Raw genomic sequence first — 14,663 nt, 5'->3', positions numbered from 1 at the left:
GATCGGGGGGATCATGCTGGCGAGGTAGTCTCATGTGCCGATCCCGGGTCGCGCCCTGCTCGCTCGGTGCCACCACGCAGCCACAGCGTCGCGGCAACGGGCTGGATGACGTCGCGGACCACGGCGACGAGGTCGTCGGTGACCACATCGAGATCGACGTCGTCGCGCACGCGTGCCGCAAATGCGCGTACCGTGCGTCTGGCGTCGTAGCGGCGACGGTAGAACACGCCGTCGATCAGCGCCTGCACCCGCACGCGGACCGGTTGGAACAGCCCGGCCACGGCGAGCGTCGAACCGGCGACGGCGAGGTCGGACCGCCCCGTGAGTGGCTCGAGCACCCGCTGCAGCGCGGTCACCATCACGACGTACGTGCTCGTCAACGCCGCCGTGAGCAGACCGTACACGAGCGTGCGGTTGATGACCACGTCGATGTCATACAGGTCGTGGCGGAGGATCGCGACGCCGATCGCCACCGGGATCAGCACGAACGCGAACACGCTGACCTCACCGACGGCCTCCATCCAGCGTGGGACGGCGTTGTCGGAGAACATGTACGGCAGGTTGGCCACGACCAGCGTCACGTAGACCGACCCCGTGAGGGCGGCGGCGGTGGTCAGCCATTGCAGTTGCAGCCGTTCTTGACCCTGTGCCCGCCGGAACCGCACGACGAGCCCGGCCGTGCACGCGGCGATCGAGAGTGGGACGAGCGCGATGAGGCCAGCAAGTAGCGGCTCGACGGGGGGAAGGCCGACGGCGAGCGGATTGGGCACGCGCACACCGGGTGCGATGTCCAGCAGGCCCGGCGACACCGTGAGGCCCACGTAGCTCAACGTGAGCCCGGTGGCCGCGCCCCACGCGACCGGCCGCCAACGCGGCGACGGCGGGTGACCGTCGGGGAACAGCAGCAGAAGGAACGTACCGATCAGCCCGATGCCCGGGATCCACAGGTGCTGCGCGAGGCTCGCCGCCACGTCGGCCCACGGCAGGTCCGCACCCGTCGTCACGCTGACGAGGCTGTACACGTCGAGCAGCGCGCCCACCGCGAGCACGCCCCCGATCAGCAGCAGGATCCAACCGATGGTGTTGCGCGGTCGACGTGCCGCCACCAGACCCCCCACGGCCGGGAACACGAGCATGACGAACATGAACGGATCCACGCCGCCTGCCAGCCACAGGCTCACGGAGCCGGCGGAGAATGTGACCGCCACGATCACGGCGAGCGCCACCCAGGACAGGCGCGACAGCGTGCGATCGACGGGGTCTGGGGCGGCAGCGCTCGTGGTGGAGGTCATGGAGCCGATGATGGTCGGCGGGCGTTCCGGAGTCGTTACGGCGCCGCGGCCGCGACGGTCGCAGCGTCGCCGTTCGCACAGGAATCGGCGCACTGTCGCGGCCCGTCACGTTCTCGTTGCGATGTGGCCGCATGCTCGTCCCACGTCGTCGCCCCTGCCGGGCGAGGCCGAGGAGGGACCGAGCGAGCATGAGTGCGGCGATGAGACTTCGCTGGTGGGGGCGACGCGTCCGGGCCGATGATGCCCGGTCGGCGAGCGTGACCGAGCCCGCGACGGTCCTCGACGAGCCCGCGCCGGCCAACGCGGTCGACATCGCAGACGATGATCCGTTGCTGGCCTACATGGCACGTGCGGGCGGGCCGGTCGACCTGCAGCAGCTCCAGCTCGACACCCCAGCCGTCCGCGCGCTGCGCGACGCAGGTGTGGTGCTGGTCGTCCCACTGGTCACGCAGGGTGAGCTGCTCGGTCTGCTCAACCTCGGGCCACGGCGCTCCGAGCAGAGCTACTCGTCGGAGGACCGCCGGCTGCTGGAGGAGCTGGCTGGCCACGCCGCACCCGCGGTGCGCATCGCCCAACTGGTGCGCCAGCATGACGACCAGGTGCGGGAGCGGTCGCGGATCGAGCAGGAGCTGCGGGTCGCCACACTCATCCAGCAGCAGTTCCTGCCCCGCGAGCTTCCCCGACTCGACGGCTGGCACGTCGAGGCGTTCTACCGCCCGGCGCGTGAGGTCGGCGGCGACTTCTACGACTTCATCGAACTCCCCGACGGACGGCTCGGCATCGTCGTCGGCGACGTCACCGACAAGGGTGTCCCCGCGGCCCTGATCATGGCCAAGACGCACTCGATCCTGCGCGGTGACGCACCAAGGCTGCCCGCACCCGGAGACGTGCTCGCGCGCGCCAACGAGCTCCTGGTCTCCGAGATGCCCGCCAACATGTTCGTCACCTGCATGTACGCCGTGTTGGATCCGGCGACCGGTGTGCTTCGATTCGCCAACGCCGGGCACCCCGTCCCGTACGTGCGTGCGACCGACGGCACCGTGCGCGAGCTCAGGGCCCGCGGCATGCCACTGGGCCTGCTGCCCGACATGCGGTACGACGAGGCCGAGACCGTGCTCGCACCAGGCGACCAGGTCCTGCTCCACAGCGACGGCGTGGCCGAGGCACACGGCCCGGGCCGGTCGATGTTCGGCTTCGATCGTCTGGCGGAGCTGGTCGGGTCCGACGCCGACCCCAGCCGACTCATCGACACGGTGCTCCAGGCGCTCGCCGTGTTCGTTCCCGACGGCGCCGAGCAGGAGGACGACATCACGCTCGTCACGGTCGCCCGGTCCGGGAGAGCCGTCCCCGAGGCGCGCGCGCCGATCCGCTTGGCGGACTTCACGCTCCCGAGCGCGCCCGGCAACGAGCGCCGGGCCATCGCTGGAGTCACTGATGCACTGCGTGGGCGCGATCTCGACGGGATCGTGCTCGAGCGTCTCGCCACGGCTGTTGGCGAGGCGACGATGAACGCGATCGAGCACGGCAACGGCAACGATCCGCACCTGTCCGTGCGCGTCGAGGTGTGCGCCGACGACGACAGCGTCATCGTGCGCGTCACCGACCACGGCCAGGGCACCGACGGCGTCGCGCTCGAGGAGCCGGACCTCGACGCCAAGCTGGCGGGCCTCCAGCACGCGCGTGGCTGGGGGTTGTTCCTCATCCGGAACATGGTCGACGACGTACATGTCATCGACGGCAATCACCAGCACACGGTCGAGCTGACTGTGGCCACCACACGTCGAGGAGGACGCAATGCTCAAGACCGTTGACGTCAGTGTGCGTCACCTGTGGTCGGTGGCGGTGCTGACGCTGTCAGGCGACGTGACCGGACAGGCGACCCATGACCTGACCGAGGCGTATGACATCGCGGTCGCCATGGGCCCCGACGCCCTGCTGCTCGATTTCGCCGAGGTCGAGTACATCAACTCCACCGGCATCGCGGTGCTGGTGAGCCTGCTCGCGCGAGCACGGCGGAAGGGCCGACGCATGGCCGCATGCGGCCTCACCCCCCACTACCGCGAGGTCTTCGCCGTGACACGCCTGGCCGACTACATCGAAGTGTTCGACGACGAGCAGCAGGCACTACACGGGCTGGGCGGTTCGTCCGCCGGCGCGGACGCAGAACGACAACCGGATCCGAATGCATCAGGCGATGCGCAGGCAGGAGGCGCACCATGACCGACACGACCGTCCCATCATCACCGACGCCGGTGGACACCCGCCGTCCGACGCGCGGCCTACTGGTGATCGCGATGCCGCCTGAGGTGACGTCACGGTCCGAGGCAGCGATGACCGCCGCGTTCGAGCGTGCCAGCGACGGGGACATCGACACCGTCGGGCTGGACTTCACGGGCCTGGACTACATGAACAGCGGTGGCATCGGACTGCTGGTCACCCTGCTCGTGCGCGCCAACCGCCAACGGCAGCGGCTCGTCGCCTTCGGCTTGGACAGGCACTATCGCCAGATATTCGCGCTGACGAGACTGGACGAGGCGATCGAGCTGTACGACGACGAGACCGCCGCGCTCGCCGCGACGGGGTCGCGGCGATGAGCACGACGCCGCCCACCGACAGAGCGGGTCGCCCGAAGGCGGGGCGGTGGTCGCCTTCATCGAGGATCTCTTTCTCCGGGCGCCCCGAGGGAGCACTTGTCCGCAACGTCGCGGACCTCGACCTCACGTCACCGATCCAGGGCTTCGGAAAGTTGTGGCGCAAGACCTACCAGGTGCCGCTCGACGGTGCGGCGCTCACACCGGAGCAGGTCGTCGCGATCTGGAAGGCGGAGTTCGCCACGTTCTGGCCACGCACCGCGCACATCTACGGCGGCGAGGAGGTCGTGACCGTCGGCGACTCGATGCTGATCAACATCGGGATCGGACCCCTCGTGCTGTGGTCGACCGGCGTGGTGGTCCTGTACGAGGACGACCGCAGCTTCACGTTCATGACACCCGAACGACACAGCTTCGCAGGCTGGATCACCTTCAGTGTCGACCGCGACGGCGCGGGTGATGCGCCAACGGCGACGATCGACGTACTCATCCGGACGAGCGATCCCTTCTATGAGTTGCTCATGCCGCTCGGCGGTCACCGGGGCGAGGACTGGCAGTGGCGGACGGTGCTGCGCAACCTGGCCGCCAGGGTCGGCGCGGGTGGAGCGCGTCCGACCATGACCCGCATCTGCGTGGACCACAGCAGGCAGTGGCGCTACTGGCGCAACCTGCGCGCCAACTCGATGGTCAGGACGACTCTGTACTCGCTGACGCACCCGCGTCGCCGCCGACGGGATGCGACCGGACCGGTCGGAGCCTCGACGAGCGACGACTCGCACGGACCCGACGGTGCACGCGACTTGGAGCGGTCCACATGACGCACGACGCCGGCATCCTGGCCGTCCGTCCACTGCCTGTCAGGACCGTTCCACGCGTCAGCCGGGCGCGACGTTCTGGATGAGCAGCGGACGACCGAAGCGCTTCATCGGCGCCATCACGCGCTGCTCCGTCTCGATCGGGCACGGTGGCGCAAGGTGACGATCGCGATGACGCGCTGTCCGACGAGCCCTCGTGGGACCGTGGACAGCGCAGGGAGCCGGCTTCGCGGCGATGACGTCCACTGTCCGGGCCGCAGCGACGAGGAGGTCGTGTGATGCAGGTGCCGAAGCCGACCGAGGCCGACAAGGCCCGGTTCCGTGCGCTGGTGCCCGACGATCCGCGGGTGGAGACGAAGCCGATGTTCGGCAACCTCGGCGCATTCGTGAATGGCAACATGTTCATGGGTCTGTTCGGGGCGGACGTCGGTGTCAAGCTGCCGGATGACGCCCGCGAGGAGTTGCTGTCGGTCGACGGCGCCGGACCGTTCGGGCCGGTGGAGCGGCCGATGGGCGGCTACGTGGCACTGCCGCTGGCCGCGGTCTCCGATCCCGCGCAGGCGGCTCCGTGGGTGCGTCGTGCGCTGGAGCACGTCGCCGCGTTCCCGCCGAAGAAGCCGAAGAAGCCGAGGACGAAGCGGCGGTAGAGGGCGCGACCCCGAGCGACGTCGTGGCCAGCGGCGAGCTCGGCATGCCGGTCTGTGGGAACGAGGCGCCCTCGGTGCGTGGTGCACGTCGAGCGTCAACCGTCTTCGCTGACCGGAGCCGCCCCCGGCGGGCGCTCGCCGCCGAGTCTCAGCCGCAGTTGCATGCGTCCCGTCTCATCGTGGACGTGGCGGCGGACGAATGTGAACCCGTAGGCGTCATAGAAGCGTCGGCCGATGGCGTTGGCCTCGAACACGTCGAGTTCCAGGTCCGGGCGCGCTGCGCGCGCCCGGACCATCAGCGCCCGACCGACGCCCCTGCCCTGATGCTCGGGGTGCACGAAGATAGCTCCGACCTCGTTGCCCACGAGCGAGAGGAAGCCGACGACCTGTCCGTCGTCCTCGTACACGATCGTCTCGGCGACCGGCATCCAGACGTCCGCGATGTCCTCCCGTTCGGCGGCGAGGAACTCCTCAGGCAGGAACGCGTGCGCGATGAGTGACGCCTGGTACCAGACGTCGAGCAGTGACTCGAGGTCCGCCGCTACGTACGGACGGATCATGGGTCATCCTCCTCTGGTCGGCGACGACGTCCGCGCATCCGTCGGCGGCAATAGTTCACTGATTTCCGGTAGGCGCGGCTACGGCCCGACCGATAGGTTCCGGTAATGCAACGCGCAGGCGGGCGCGCTGCTCGTCAAGGGGACCTCCCATGCAGCGATCCATGCGCGCTGTCGTCGCGCTCCTGCTCGTCGTTCCGTTCGCGGTCGCCGTCTCGGCGCCGCCGAACGCGCGCGCCCAGTCAGCTGAGCCCACACTCGAAAACGCGTTCGGCCTCAACGAACCGGTCGTCGGAACCGATATCGCGGGGCTGGGTGGCCATTACGCGAACAACAACCAGCGCAACTACTGGTGGAATGCCGCACGGCGACGCTGGGACGGCTTCATGCCGACCGCGTCGCCGCCAGCGGCGAGCTCGTCGGAGTGGTGGCTGTGGCACGACCTCGGCGGCTCACCGAAGTCAGTGGCGCTCGCCGAGACCTCGAAGGCGTCGTCGCCGGACGCCTACTGGGACGACGGATCGAAGACGCTGTACGCCTTTTTCTCGCGTGGCAACTCCGGAACATCGCGATTCCGCCGCTTCTCGTACGATGCCGCCACCGACCGGTACGTGGAGACCAGCCGCAAGGGCGGGGTCGCCGCCCCGACCATGCTACGTGGCGGCGCACGCGTCACCATCGTCAAGTCGCCGAACGGCCACCTGTGGGCCGGCGTCAACTACGACAACAAGTTGCTCGTCTCGCGCTCCACGGACGGGGGCGACTCGTGGCCCGACCCCGTGGCGCTGAAGACGACAGCCGCCGCCGGCGAGGGGCACTGGGTGCTGTTCACCGTCGGGGGCGCGACCCACGTGGGGTTCGCCGCGACGGAGAACGGCACGGCGCCCGGTGGCCAGGCCCGCGTCCACTTCCTCCACATGGACCAGAACCAACCCAACTGGAGCGCGCCGGCGAGTTGGACGGATGAGACGGGGATCCTCCCGGCGTGGGAGGGCGGCGAGCGCGCTGACGACGAACTGTCCGCGGTCGTCTTCGAGAACCGCGTGTTCGTCGTCATCGAGACCGAACCTCTCGGCGACGCCCGGTCCAAGGCGCGCCCGCAGCTGATCGTCTATGAACGCCGGGCGCAGGGTGGGTGGCTCAAGCACGTGATCCAGCGGTACTCCACGACAGCGAACGACCAGAAGCGGCCCGTCATCACTGTCGATGCGGCCTCCCGACTCCTCGTCGTGACGGCCGGTACGACGGCGCGCACCCACGCCGAGCTGTGGTATGCGCCCATCGATGCGCTGACGGACCGCGACGAGAGGTGGTCGAAGCTACGCGTGTTCCAGGTCAGCGATCCGGTGGCCGAGGACATCTACGACACCAGGCTTCCACTGCCACGCGATCCCGTCTCCGCCGCGGCGGACCTGCTGCTGATGGTCGACGACCGCGGTGTCGCACAGCGGATGTGGCGTCAGGTCGTGCGAGCGGCCTCGGCGCCGCCCCCGCCAGCCGCGCCCACGGTGTCGATCTCCGGCCCTGCTGGCGGGAGCACGCTGGCGGGGACGGTTCCCGTGACCGCCACGGCAGCGAACGTCGTCAGCGTCGAGTTCCTCGCCGGCCAGTCGAGCATCGGAACGGACACGGACGCCGGCGACGGCTGGTCGGTGGACTGGAACACGCGGACGGTGGTCAACGGCGAGCACACGTTGACTGCGGTCGCGACGAACGCTGCCGGCACGAGCGTGACGTCGACACCGGTGAACGTCGGGGTCGACAACGCGCCGGACCCCGTGATCCCGCAGACGCTGGACATTCCGATCGACACATCCATGGGCGACGTCGAGGAACGGTCCAACGGTCGGATCTGGACCTCGCAGTCGAACCTCGATCTCATGACAGACGTCACGTCCACCGGTAGTGACGATCAACGGGCTGTCGGTCTGCGCTTCGCCGGGGTGACGATTCCTCCGGGCGCGACGATCCTCGATGCCTACGTGCAGTTCCAGGCGGACAAGACGACGTCGGTGGCGACGGCCCTGACGATAACCGGCGATGCAGCGGACGACGCACCTGAGTTCACGACGGTCAAGTACTCGATCACGGCGCGACCGAGGACGAACGCGTCCGTCGCGTGGCAACCACCGCCGTGGACCAAGGGCAGCCGCACGTTGGCACAGCGCACCGCTCAGCTGGCGCCCGTCGTCGAAGAGGTCGTGGCGCGCCCCGGATGGTCGTCCGGCAACCCGCTGGCGCTCATCGTGGAGGGGACCGGCGAACGCGTCGCCGTGTCGTCCGACGGACTCGCGGCGGCAGCTCCCGTGCTACACGTCGAGTTCCGCACACCGTGAGCGCTGCACCCCCGCACCCCGCACCCCGCACGCCGGGTCAGCCGCGTTCGTCGAGCATCCCATGCCGCGCGTGACGCGAGTTTCGTCCCAGCGGGTTGCGGACGATGGTCGTTCCTCGACATTCCATCAATTAGAGTTGATACATCAGTCTCGTTTGATGTATCGTCCGACACATGGGTCGTTCGCCTCGAGTGTCAACGCCGCCGGCGTTCATCCAGCTGGCGGCGCACCCGCTGCGCTGGTCACTGCTGGCCGAGCTCGGCGAGAGCGATTACCGGGTCCGTGAGCTCGCTGCGCGGATCGACGAGCCGCAGAACCTGGTGTCCTACCATCTGCGGCTGCTGCGTGACGGTGGCCTCGTCACCGCCACGCGCAGCAGCTTCGACGGTCGGGAGAGCTACTACCGTCTCGATCTCGACCGGTGTGCGGGCGCGCTCAATGACAGCGGTCGTGCGCTGCACCCGGCGCTGGGCCCGATCGCTACGCCACCGACGCCTCCGGTCGCCCACACCGCGGTCCGGGACACGACCGTGCTGTTCGTGTGCACGGGCAACACCGCCCGCTCACCGATCGCCGAGGCGCTGCTGCGCCATCGCACAGCCGGCCGGGTGAGGGCGGCGAGCGCTGGCAGCCGGCCCGGGCACCGCCTGCACGTCGACGCCATCCGCGTGCTGCGCGAGGCGTTCGGCATCGACATCACCGGCCAGCGGCCCAGAAGCCTGGACGCACTGACCGATCGCGAGTTCGACCGCGTGATCACCCTGTGCGACAGGGCTCGCGAGGTCTGTCCGGTGTTCCCCCACCGCCCACGCCGCGCCCACTGGAGCATCCCCGACCCGGCGCGGATCGACGACGGCGGGTACCCCGCTTTCCAGCGCATCGCAGCAGACATCGATGCCCGCATCAGATACCTGCTCGCGGCGATGGCCGCACACGACCGTCAGGAGCCTGCACCATGACCACGTCAGATCAGTACGCGAGCGTTCGGTACGTCGTCGACGACGTACAGCGCGCCGTCGACTTCTACACCACCCACCTCGGCTTCCGCGTCAACACCAACGTCGCACCCGCGTTCGCCGACGTGCTCCGCGGCCGATTGCGACTGCTGCTGTCCGGTCCCGCGAGCTCCGGCGCCCGCGCCACGCCCGATGACGCCGCGACCGCGGGCCGCAACCGCATCCACCTCGTCATCGACGACTTGGACGCCGAGATCGGCCGGTTGCGCGACGCGGGCCTGACCTTCCGCGGCGAGACGGTCGAGGGCCCCGGTGGTCGCCAGATCCTGCTGACCGACCCCGATGGCAACCTGGTCGAGCTGTTCCAGCCGGCCGACCGCGCGCCGCACAGCTCACGCTGACCACCGGGATGGTGGCCGCGACCCGGGTCGCGACCACCACACCGATCGTCGGTGAGGATCGCCCGTTCAGGTCACGGCGTCACGCGCGTGAACACGATGTCCTGACGGTTGTTGATGTCGACGAACAGCCCGGCCGGCTGCGGGAAGTCGACCGGCAACCCGAGGTTGTTGGCCACCGTGAACGCCGCGACGAAGTCGCCGTCCGCCGTGTCCAGGCCCACGTAGTCGCCGGGGAAGTACCCGCGGTCACCGGTCAGCAGCATCTGGCGCATGTCGAACGACATCGACGTCAACGTTTGCTCGTCCCGTGTCGACAGGTCGGCGTTGAACAGCGCCAGGTGGACGTCGGTGCTGAGCACGTCATCGCCGAGCGTGTCGCGTCGGAAGTCGTAGAACAGCACGCCAACGGTGCCGTCGTCGTTGACCGACACCGCTGGCAGGAAGGCCTGCACGTTCGGGTCGATGCTGACGGGCACCGGCGCTGACCAGGTGCTGCCGCCATCGGTCGAACGTGCCACGACGACATTGACGAGACCCTCGCTGCTCTGGGTCTGCCACGTCGCATACAGGTCACCCGACTCCCGGTTGACCGTGATGTCGGGGAGCTCGCCGGCGTCGCGCACCGGAATCTCGAACTCAGGGTCGAACGCGGATGCCGGAACGAAGTCGCTCACGACGGTGTCCATCCGCTCCCAGTGCCGTCCCTGGTCGAATGACCGGAAGATCGCCTGTTCGAAGTCGATCATGACGTTCTTCTGGTCGAGCAGGATGCGGAAGAACGCGTTGATCAGGGTGCCGTCGGGCAGGACCACGATCTGGGCGCCCTGGCGGAAGAACGCCACCTGCGACGGGTCGATGGGCTCGATCGTGCTGACCGGGCGCGCGGGGCCCCACGTCTCGCCGCCGTCAGTCGAACGCGCCACGACCAGTGACCACGATCCTCCCCGGAACAGCGTCCATGTGGCGTAGACCAGATCGGGGTCGTGTGGGTCCGCGGTGATGGTGTTCTTGTCGTGGAACAGCGATGCACCCACCGGGTCCTGCGCAGGGTTCTTCTTGATGATCTGCGGTGCTGTCCACGTCATGCCACCGTTGGTCGAGCGGGCGACCGCCATCCCGTTCTCGTTGTTGGAGTTGTTGGACACAAGCGCCATGTAGTGGGCGGTGCCGTCCGGTCCGAAGCTGACCCACGGATCCGACGCGCGCTCGAAGTCACCGGCCGATCCCGGCTGGCCGCCCGAGCAGCGGGTGAACGGGATGTTGACGAAGGTCCAGGTCGTGCCGCCGTCGGTTGTGTACGCGGCTCCGACGCCTTGGGCGGAGCCGTTGCTCCACCGGTCCTGATGCCACGCGGCGATCATGTTCAGCGGGTCGGTCGGGTTGACCGCGATGTACGGCTCGGTCTCGCTGTTCCGGTACAGCACGCCGGTCTGGGGTGCGCCGTTGCACGCCGTGACGGCCTGGGGGTCGGTGGGTTCACCGCCGTCGGGATAGGGGCTCAGACCACTGATCGGATCGGCGGCGCCGGCGACGGCGCCGATGGCCATGAGCAGCGTGACAGCAGCGGCGAGCAGAGCCGAACGGATCCACAGACGGAAGCGCGACATGGGACGACCTCCCGAAACCGACCCCGATGGTGCGCTCATGCTTGCACCGGACGGCGTCGCTGTCGAGGGCTTGGTGGCTGGCCCTCGCCCATGTGCCGCTGGTCGGTGCGCTGACGTCCGTGTGGCGGCTCTATGATCCATCGACGTCGAGTTTGGACGCTGGGAGGGCAGTGGCGTGGCCGGCCGTGAATTCATCCATCCGTCCAAGCCGTCCCCGGGTGACCGCGTCGCGGTCCTCTCACCCTCCTCAGGGCTGCCCGGCATGTTCCCGGCACCGTTCGACCTCGGTCTGCAGCGGATGCGCGACGACTTCCGCCTCGAGCCCGTGGAGTATCCGACGACCCGCCAGATGGGCGCCTCGCTGGAGGCCCGCGCGGCCGACGTGCATGCGGCCTTCGCCGATCCGGACATCGCCGCGGTGATCACCAGCATCGGCGGCGACGACGAGATCAAGCTGCTGAGTCATCTGGACCGCGCGGTGCTGCGCGACAACCCCAAGCCGTTCTTCGGCTTCAGCGACAACACCAACGTGCTCCACCTGCTCTGGGACATCGGGATCGTGGGCTACCACGGCGGGGCGGTGATGGTGCAGTGGGGTCGGGCGGGCGCGATGCACCCGGACACCAGCGAATCGCTGCGCCGTGCGCTGTTCACCCACGGCGACTTCGAGCTGTCTACACCAGCCACGTACACCGACGAGGACCGCGACTGGGCCGACCCCACCACCCTCGAGAAGGAGCCGCCGGCACAGGTGGCTTCGCCCTGGTCGTGGCACGGATCGGAATCTTCGGTGGATGGCCCCGCGTGGGGCGGCTGCCTGGAGATCGTCGACTTCCAGTTGCGCGTCGGGCGCTACCTGCGGGACGTGTGGCAGTACGAAGGATCCGTACTGTTCCTGGAGACATCCGAGGAGCTACCGGACGCGACGTACGTCTACCGCGTGCTGATGACCATGGGTGAGCGCGGCCTGCTCCAGATGTTCCCGGCGATCCTGTGGGGGCGTGCCAAGGCGTGGTCGTTCGAGCAGCCGAACCCACCGGCGCGGAAGGCCGAGTACGCCCGGCAGCAGCGCGAGGCAGTGCTCCGCGCGGTCGAGGAGTACAACCCCGACGCGGTCGTCGTGACCGACGTCGACATCGGTCACACGGATCCGCAGTTCGTCATGCCGCACGGCGGGCGGGTCGTTGTGGATCCGCAGCAGCAACGCATCACGGTGACCTACTGAGGCCGTCTGCGGCCGCCGAAGCTGTGGCGGTCGCGGATCACCGCCGGAGCGACCGGTCCCGGACCCAGCGCCATGCGCGGGTCAGCGGCGCGGCGCGCGGCGGTGTGTCGCCCTCGTCGGCTGCGTCGGGGCTCGCCCTGAGCAGCCAGGCCTCGGCGTCGTGGAGAGCACGGCGCGTGGAGTCGCCCAGTACCGATTCCGCCTCGTAGACGTCCATGCGCCGCTGGACGTCGGCGTCGACGACGTGGTGGAACCTGGCGACCAGTCGCGGATCGACGCCGCTGACGTACAGCCGTCCGCCCTGCACGTCCAGCCGTGCGGCGTAGCCGGCCAGCACCGTGAACGCGGTGGCGCCGAGGGTCGCTCGCCCCCGCATTCGCAGGACGACGACGGGGGCGTGTACACCGGCGGTGTCCGGCAGCGAGGCTTCCAGTGCGCGCGCGCCGGCGTAGAACAGGCTGCCGTGCACGTCCAGCACCGTCGCGGCGTCGTCGGGGAGGGTGGCGGGCGGCGCCTGCTCTCGGAAGCGGCCGTCCGGTAGGCCGACGAGTTCGACGACCCGCAGGTCGATCGACTCGCGGTTGGCCTGCAGCAGCAGCGAGATGGCCACGCCGATCCCGACGGCTGCGGCGACCGGCAGCAGCAGGGTGCTGGCGAACGTCGTGATCATCGCGATCTGGGACTGCCGGCCCGCGCGCCAGATGGTCGCGATCTGACGTCGACGGATCGCCGCGGCCGACGCGACGACCAGCAGCGTGGCGAGCGTCGGCATCGGCACCAGCCCGACCGCCGGTGACAACGCCACCAGGACGACGAGCACCCACACTCCGGATGCGATCGTCGCCCAGCGGTCGCGTGCGCCGGCGCCGACGTTGATGGCCGTCTGGCCGACGGATCCTCCCACGGGCATGCCACGGAAGAGCCCAGCGGCGAGGTTCGCGATGCCCTGTGCGGCGAAGTTGGCGTCGGCGTCCGCGCGCCTGCCATCGGGGTTCGGTGCCGACTCGGCCACCCCAGCGCCCTGCACCAGCACGATCACCGCGACCGCCGCAGCGTCCGCGAGCAGGTCGAACGACAGCAGACCCAGCCGGGGCAGGGCCGGCGGAGGCAGGCCACGCGGGATGTCGCCGATGTCGCTGACCAGTTGGACGTCCGCGCCGTCGGCCGCCCAGACACCGGCGGCGGTGACGACCAGGGCGGCGAGCGCGGCGAGGCCGGCGTAGCGCGTGCGGCCGAGGCCGATGACGATCGCCGCGGCCGTCGCCGCCACGACCACCGAGGCGAGCTGCGCCTGCCTGGGATCGGCCAGGACCTGGGCCGCCCGCCCGATCGCGTTCGGGGCGGTGGCGTCGACGCCGGCGATCTTCGGGATCTGGTCGAAGATGATGTTGAGCGCCACGCCGGTCAGGAACCCGATCATCACCGAGTGTGAGACGAATCCGGTCAGCCGACCGAATCCCAACACGCCGGCCACGACCATCGCGGCGCCGGCCACCATCGTCAGCAGGAAGAGCGCGGGCACCCGGTCCTCGCCTGCGACTGGCGCGAGCGCAGAACCGGCCGCCAGCGCCGCAGCGCTGGTGGTGGTGACCACCATGAGCTGCGAGCTGGCGGTCAGCCCGCCCGCGATGCGGCCCACCGCGGTCGCGAACAGCCCGTGGATCGGGTTGACCCCGACCAGCGTGGCCGCGGCCATGCCATCCGGAACGCCGCCGATGGCACCGGTGATGCCGGCCGTGGAGGCAGGACCCAGTGCGCCGGGTGGCGGGCGGACCTGCGCCCAGCACCGTCGAACGCGATCCCGCCCCGTGTCACCGCTCACGGTCGGGACCTTGCACGGTCGTTCGGAGATCGTCCAGGTGCGATGGGCGGCCGTCAAGACGGGTCGGCGGGTGTGAGGATCGGGAAGTCGGGGTCCGGCGGCTGCACGACCTCGATGCCGACCGGGGGCTCGCTGACGCGGACGGGGATCTCGGTCGGCGGAGGTGCGGACGGCCGCTGGGGCAGGGTGTTCGCCGCGGTGTGGCTGGCACTGCTCGTACTGCTCCTCGGCGACCTGGCCGAGGCCGTCCCGCTGTCGGTGATCGCCGGCCTGCTGTTCGTCATCGGTGCCGAGCTGATCATCGACCGCCTGGCCGTGGCACGGCTCACCGAACACACCTCGACCGGGTCGCTCGTGGTGATGCTGACGACGTTCGGGACGGCGTTGTTCATCCCGCTGCAGTGGACGATCTTC

Annotated in this window: 14 protein-coding genes; 10 read left to right on the top strand and 4 right to left on the bottom strand. The window is 69.5% G+C overall.

All coding sequences use genetic code 11. The features are described 5' to 3' along the window. Nucleotides 1-11 precede the first annotated feature (11 nt). Entirely contained in the window at nucleotides 12-1,292 is a 1,281-nt protein-coding gene (locus VFZ70_01680; GenBank protein ID HEX6254497.1) for a hypothetical protein, read from the bottom strand. A gap of 188 nt (nucleotides 1,293-1,480) precedes the next feature. Here VFZ70_01680 and VFZ70_01675 point away from each other — a divergent pair, with 188 nt between their 5' ends. The 5 genes from VFZ70_01675 (at nucleotide 1,481) to VFZ70_01655 (ending at nucleotide 5,345) form a co-directional block, all read left to right on the top strand. Beyond that, complete coding sequence (locus VFZ70_01675) at nucleotides 1,481-3,103, top strand: SpoIIE family protein phosphatase (protein ID HEX6254496.1); 1,623 nt, start codon at nucleotides 1,481-1,483, stop codon at nucleotides 3,101-3,103. Next, nucleotides 3,087-3,512: an STAS domain-containing protein gene (locus VFZ70_01670; GenBank protein ID HEX6254495.1), complete on the top strand. Its 426-nt coding sequence runs from the start codon at nucleotides 3,087-3,089 to the stop codon at nucleotides 3,510-3,512. Before VFZ70_01675 ends, VFZ70_01670 begins: the two co-directional genes overlap by 17 nt. Next, on the top strand, nucleotides 3,509-3,886 hold the full coding sequence (locus tag VFZ70_01665; GenBank protein ID HEX6254494.1) for an STAS domain-containing protein: 378 nt from the start codon (nucleotides 3,509-3,511) through the stop codon (nucleotides 3,884-3,886). The genes VFZ70_01670 and VFZ70_01665 overlap by 4 nt, the downstream gene beginning before the upstream one ends. Next, nucleotides 3,883-4,701, top strand: coding sequence for a hypothetical protein (locus VFZ70_01660; GenBank protein HEX6254493.1), 819 nt, complete (start codon nucleotides 3,883-3,885; stop codon nucleotides 4,699-4,701). The genes VFZ70_01665 and VFZ70_01660 overlap by 4 nt, the downstream gene beginning before the upstream one ends. 275 nt (nucleotides 4,702-4,976) lie before the next feature. Further along, nucleotides 4,977-5,345 carry a TfoX/Sxy family protein gene (locus tag VFZ70_01655; protein ID HEX6254492.1) on the top strand — a complete coding sequence of 123 codons (369 nt, stop codon included), beginning with the start codon at nucleotides 4,977-4,979 and terminating at the stop codon, nucleotides 5,343-5,345. A gap of 95 nt (nucleotides 5,346-5,440) precedes the next feature. Here VFZ70_01655 and VFZ70_01650 read toward each other — a convergent pair whose 3' ends face one another. After that, nucleotides 5,441-5,905: a GNAT family N-acetyltransferase gene (locus VFZ70_01650; GenBank protein HEX6254491.1), complete on the bottom strand. Its 465-nt coding sequence runs from the start codon at nucleotides 5,903-5,905 to the stop codon at nucleotides 5,441-5,443. A gap of 149 nt (nucleotides 5,906-6,054) precedes the next feature. On the opposite strand from VFZ70_01650, the gene VFZ70_01645 reads away from it, so the two are divergent. From VFZ70_01645 to VFZ70_01635, 3 genes are all read left to right on the top strand, one after another. Continuing rightward, the gene (locus tag VFZ70_01645) at nucleotides 6,055-8,238 is read left to right on the top strand and encodes an Ig-like domain-containing protein (protein HEX6254490.1); all 2,184 of its coding nucleotides are present in this window, start codon (nucleotides 6,055-6,057) and stop codon (nucleotides 8,236-8,238) included. Nucleotides 8,239-8,429: 191 nt separating this feature from the next. Beyond that, a complete protein-coding gene (locus tag VFZ70_01640) occupies nucleotides 8,430-9,197 on the top strand; it encodes an ArsR family transcriptional regulator (GenBank protein HEX6254489.1) in 768 nt (255 codons plus the stop codon). Then, nucleotides 9,194-9,595 carry a VOC family protein gene (locus VFZ70_01635; protein ID HEX6254488.1) on the top strand — a complete coding sequence of 134 codons (402 nt, stop codon included), beginning with the start codon at nucleotides 9,194-9,196 and terminating at the stop codon, nucleotides 9,593-9,595. The genes VFZ70_01640 and VFZ70_01635 overlap by 4 nt, the downstream gene beginning before the upstream one ends. Nucleotides 9,596-9,666: 71 nt before the next feature. Here the strand turns inward: VFZ70_01635 and VFZ70_01630 are convergent, their stop codons facing one another. Then, nucleotides 9,667-11,202, bottom strand: a complete 1,536-nt coding sequence (locus VFZ70_01630) for a sialidase family protein (GenBank protein ID HEX6254487.1) — start codon at nucleotides 11,200-11,202, stop codon at nucleotides 9,667-9,669. A 175-nt stretch (nucleotides 11,203-11,377) separates the two neighbouring features. Here VFZ70_01630 and VFZ70_01625 point away from each other — a divergent pair, with 175 nt between their 5' ends. Beyond that, nucleotides 11,378-12,427 (top strand): S66 peptidase family protein, encoded by a 1,050-nt coding sequence (locus VFZ70_01625; GenBank protein ID HEX6254486.1) that lies wholly within the window; start codon nucleotides 11,378-11,380, stop codon nucleotides 12,425-12,427. A gap of 37 nt (nucleotides 12,428-12,464) precedes the next feature. Here the strand turns inward: VFZ70_01625 and VFZ70_01620 are convergent, their stop codons facing one another. Continuing rightward, complete coding sequence (locus VFZ70_01620; GenBank protein ID HEX6254485.1) at nucleotides 12,465-14,249, bottom strand: SulP family inorganic anion transporter; 1,785 nt, start codon at nucleotides 14,247-14,249, stop codon at nucleotides 12,465-12,467. Nucleotides 14,250-14,291: 42 nt separating this feature from the next. On the opposite strand from VFZ70_01620, the gene VFZ70_01615 reads away from it, so the two are divergent. Then, nucleotides 14,292-14,663 (top strand): SulP family inorganic anion transporter (locus VFZ70_01615; protein ID HEX6254484.1); only part of this gene is annotated, 372 nt, incomplete at its 3' end.

The organism is Euzebyales bacterium (assembly GCA_036374135.1).
Lineage (GTDB): Bacteria > Actinomycetota > Nitriliruptoria > Euzebyales > JAHELV01 > JAHELV01.
This window is presented reverse-complemented; position numbering and strand designations above follow the sequence as displayed.

Bases quoted from the DNA above. Each gene is read 5' to 3' on its own strand.
- VFZ70_01655 (HEX6254492.1), top strand. From the start codon at position 4,977: ATGCAGGTGCCGAAGCCGACCGAGGCCGACAAGGCCCGGTTCCGTGCG.
- VFZ70_01630 (HEX6254487.1), bottom strand. From the start codon at position 11,202: ATGTCGCGCTTCCGTCTGTGGATCCGTTCGGCTCTGCTCGCCGCTGCT.
- VFZ70_01670 (HEX6254495.1), top strand. From the start codon at position 3,087: ATGCTCAAGACCGTTGACGTCAGTGTGCGTCACCTGTGGTCGGTGGCG.
- VFZ70_01675 (HEX6254496.1), top strand. From the start codon at position 1,481: ATGAGTGCGGCGATGAGACTTCGCTGGTGGGGGCGACGCGTCCGGGCC.
- VFZ70_01650 (HEX6254491.1), bottom strand. From the start codon at position 5,905: ATGATCCGTCCGTACGTAGCGGCGGACCTCGAGTCACTGCTCGACGTC.
- VFZ70_01665 (HEX6254494.1), top strand. From the start codon at position 3,509: ATGACCGACACGACCGTCCCATCATCACCGACGCCGGTGGACACCCGC.
- VFZ70_01645 (HEX6254490.1), top strand. From the start codon at position 6,055: ATGCAGCGATCCATGCGCGCTGTCGTCGCGCTCCTGCTCGTCGTTCCG.
- VFZ70_01635 (HEX6254488.1), top strand. From the start codon at position 9,194: ATGACCACGTCAGATCAGTACGCGAGCGTTCGGTACGTCGTCGACGAC.
- VFZ70_01660 (HEX6254493.1), top strand. From the start codon at position 3,883: ATGAGCACGACGCCGCCCACCGACAGAGCGGGTCGCCCGAAGGCGGGG.
- VFZ70_01680 (HEX6254497.1), bottom strand. From the start codon at position 1,292: ATGACCTCCACCACGAGCGCTGCCGCCCCAGACCCCGTCGATCGCACG.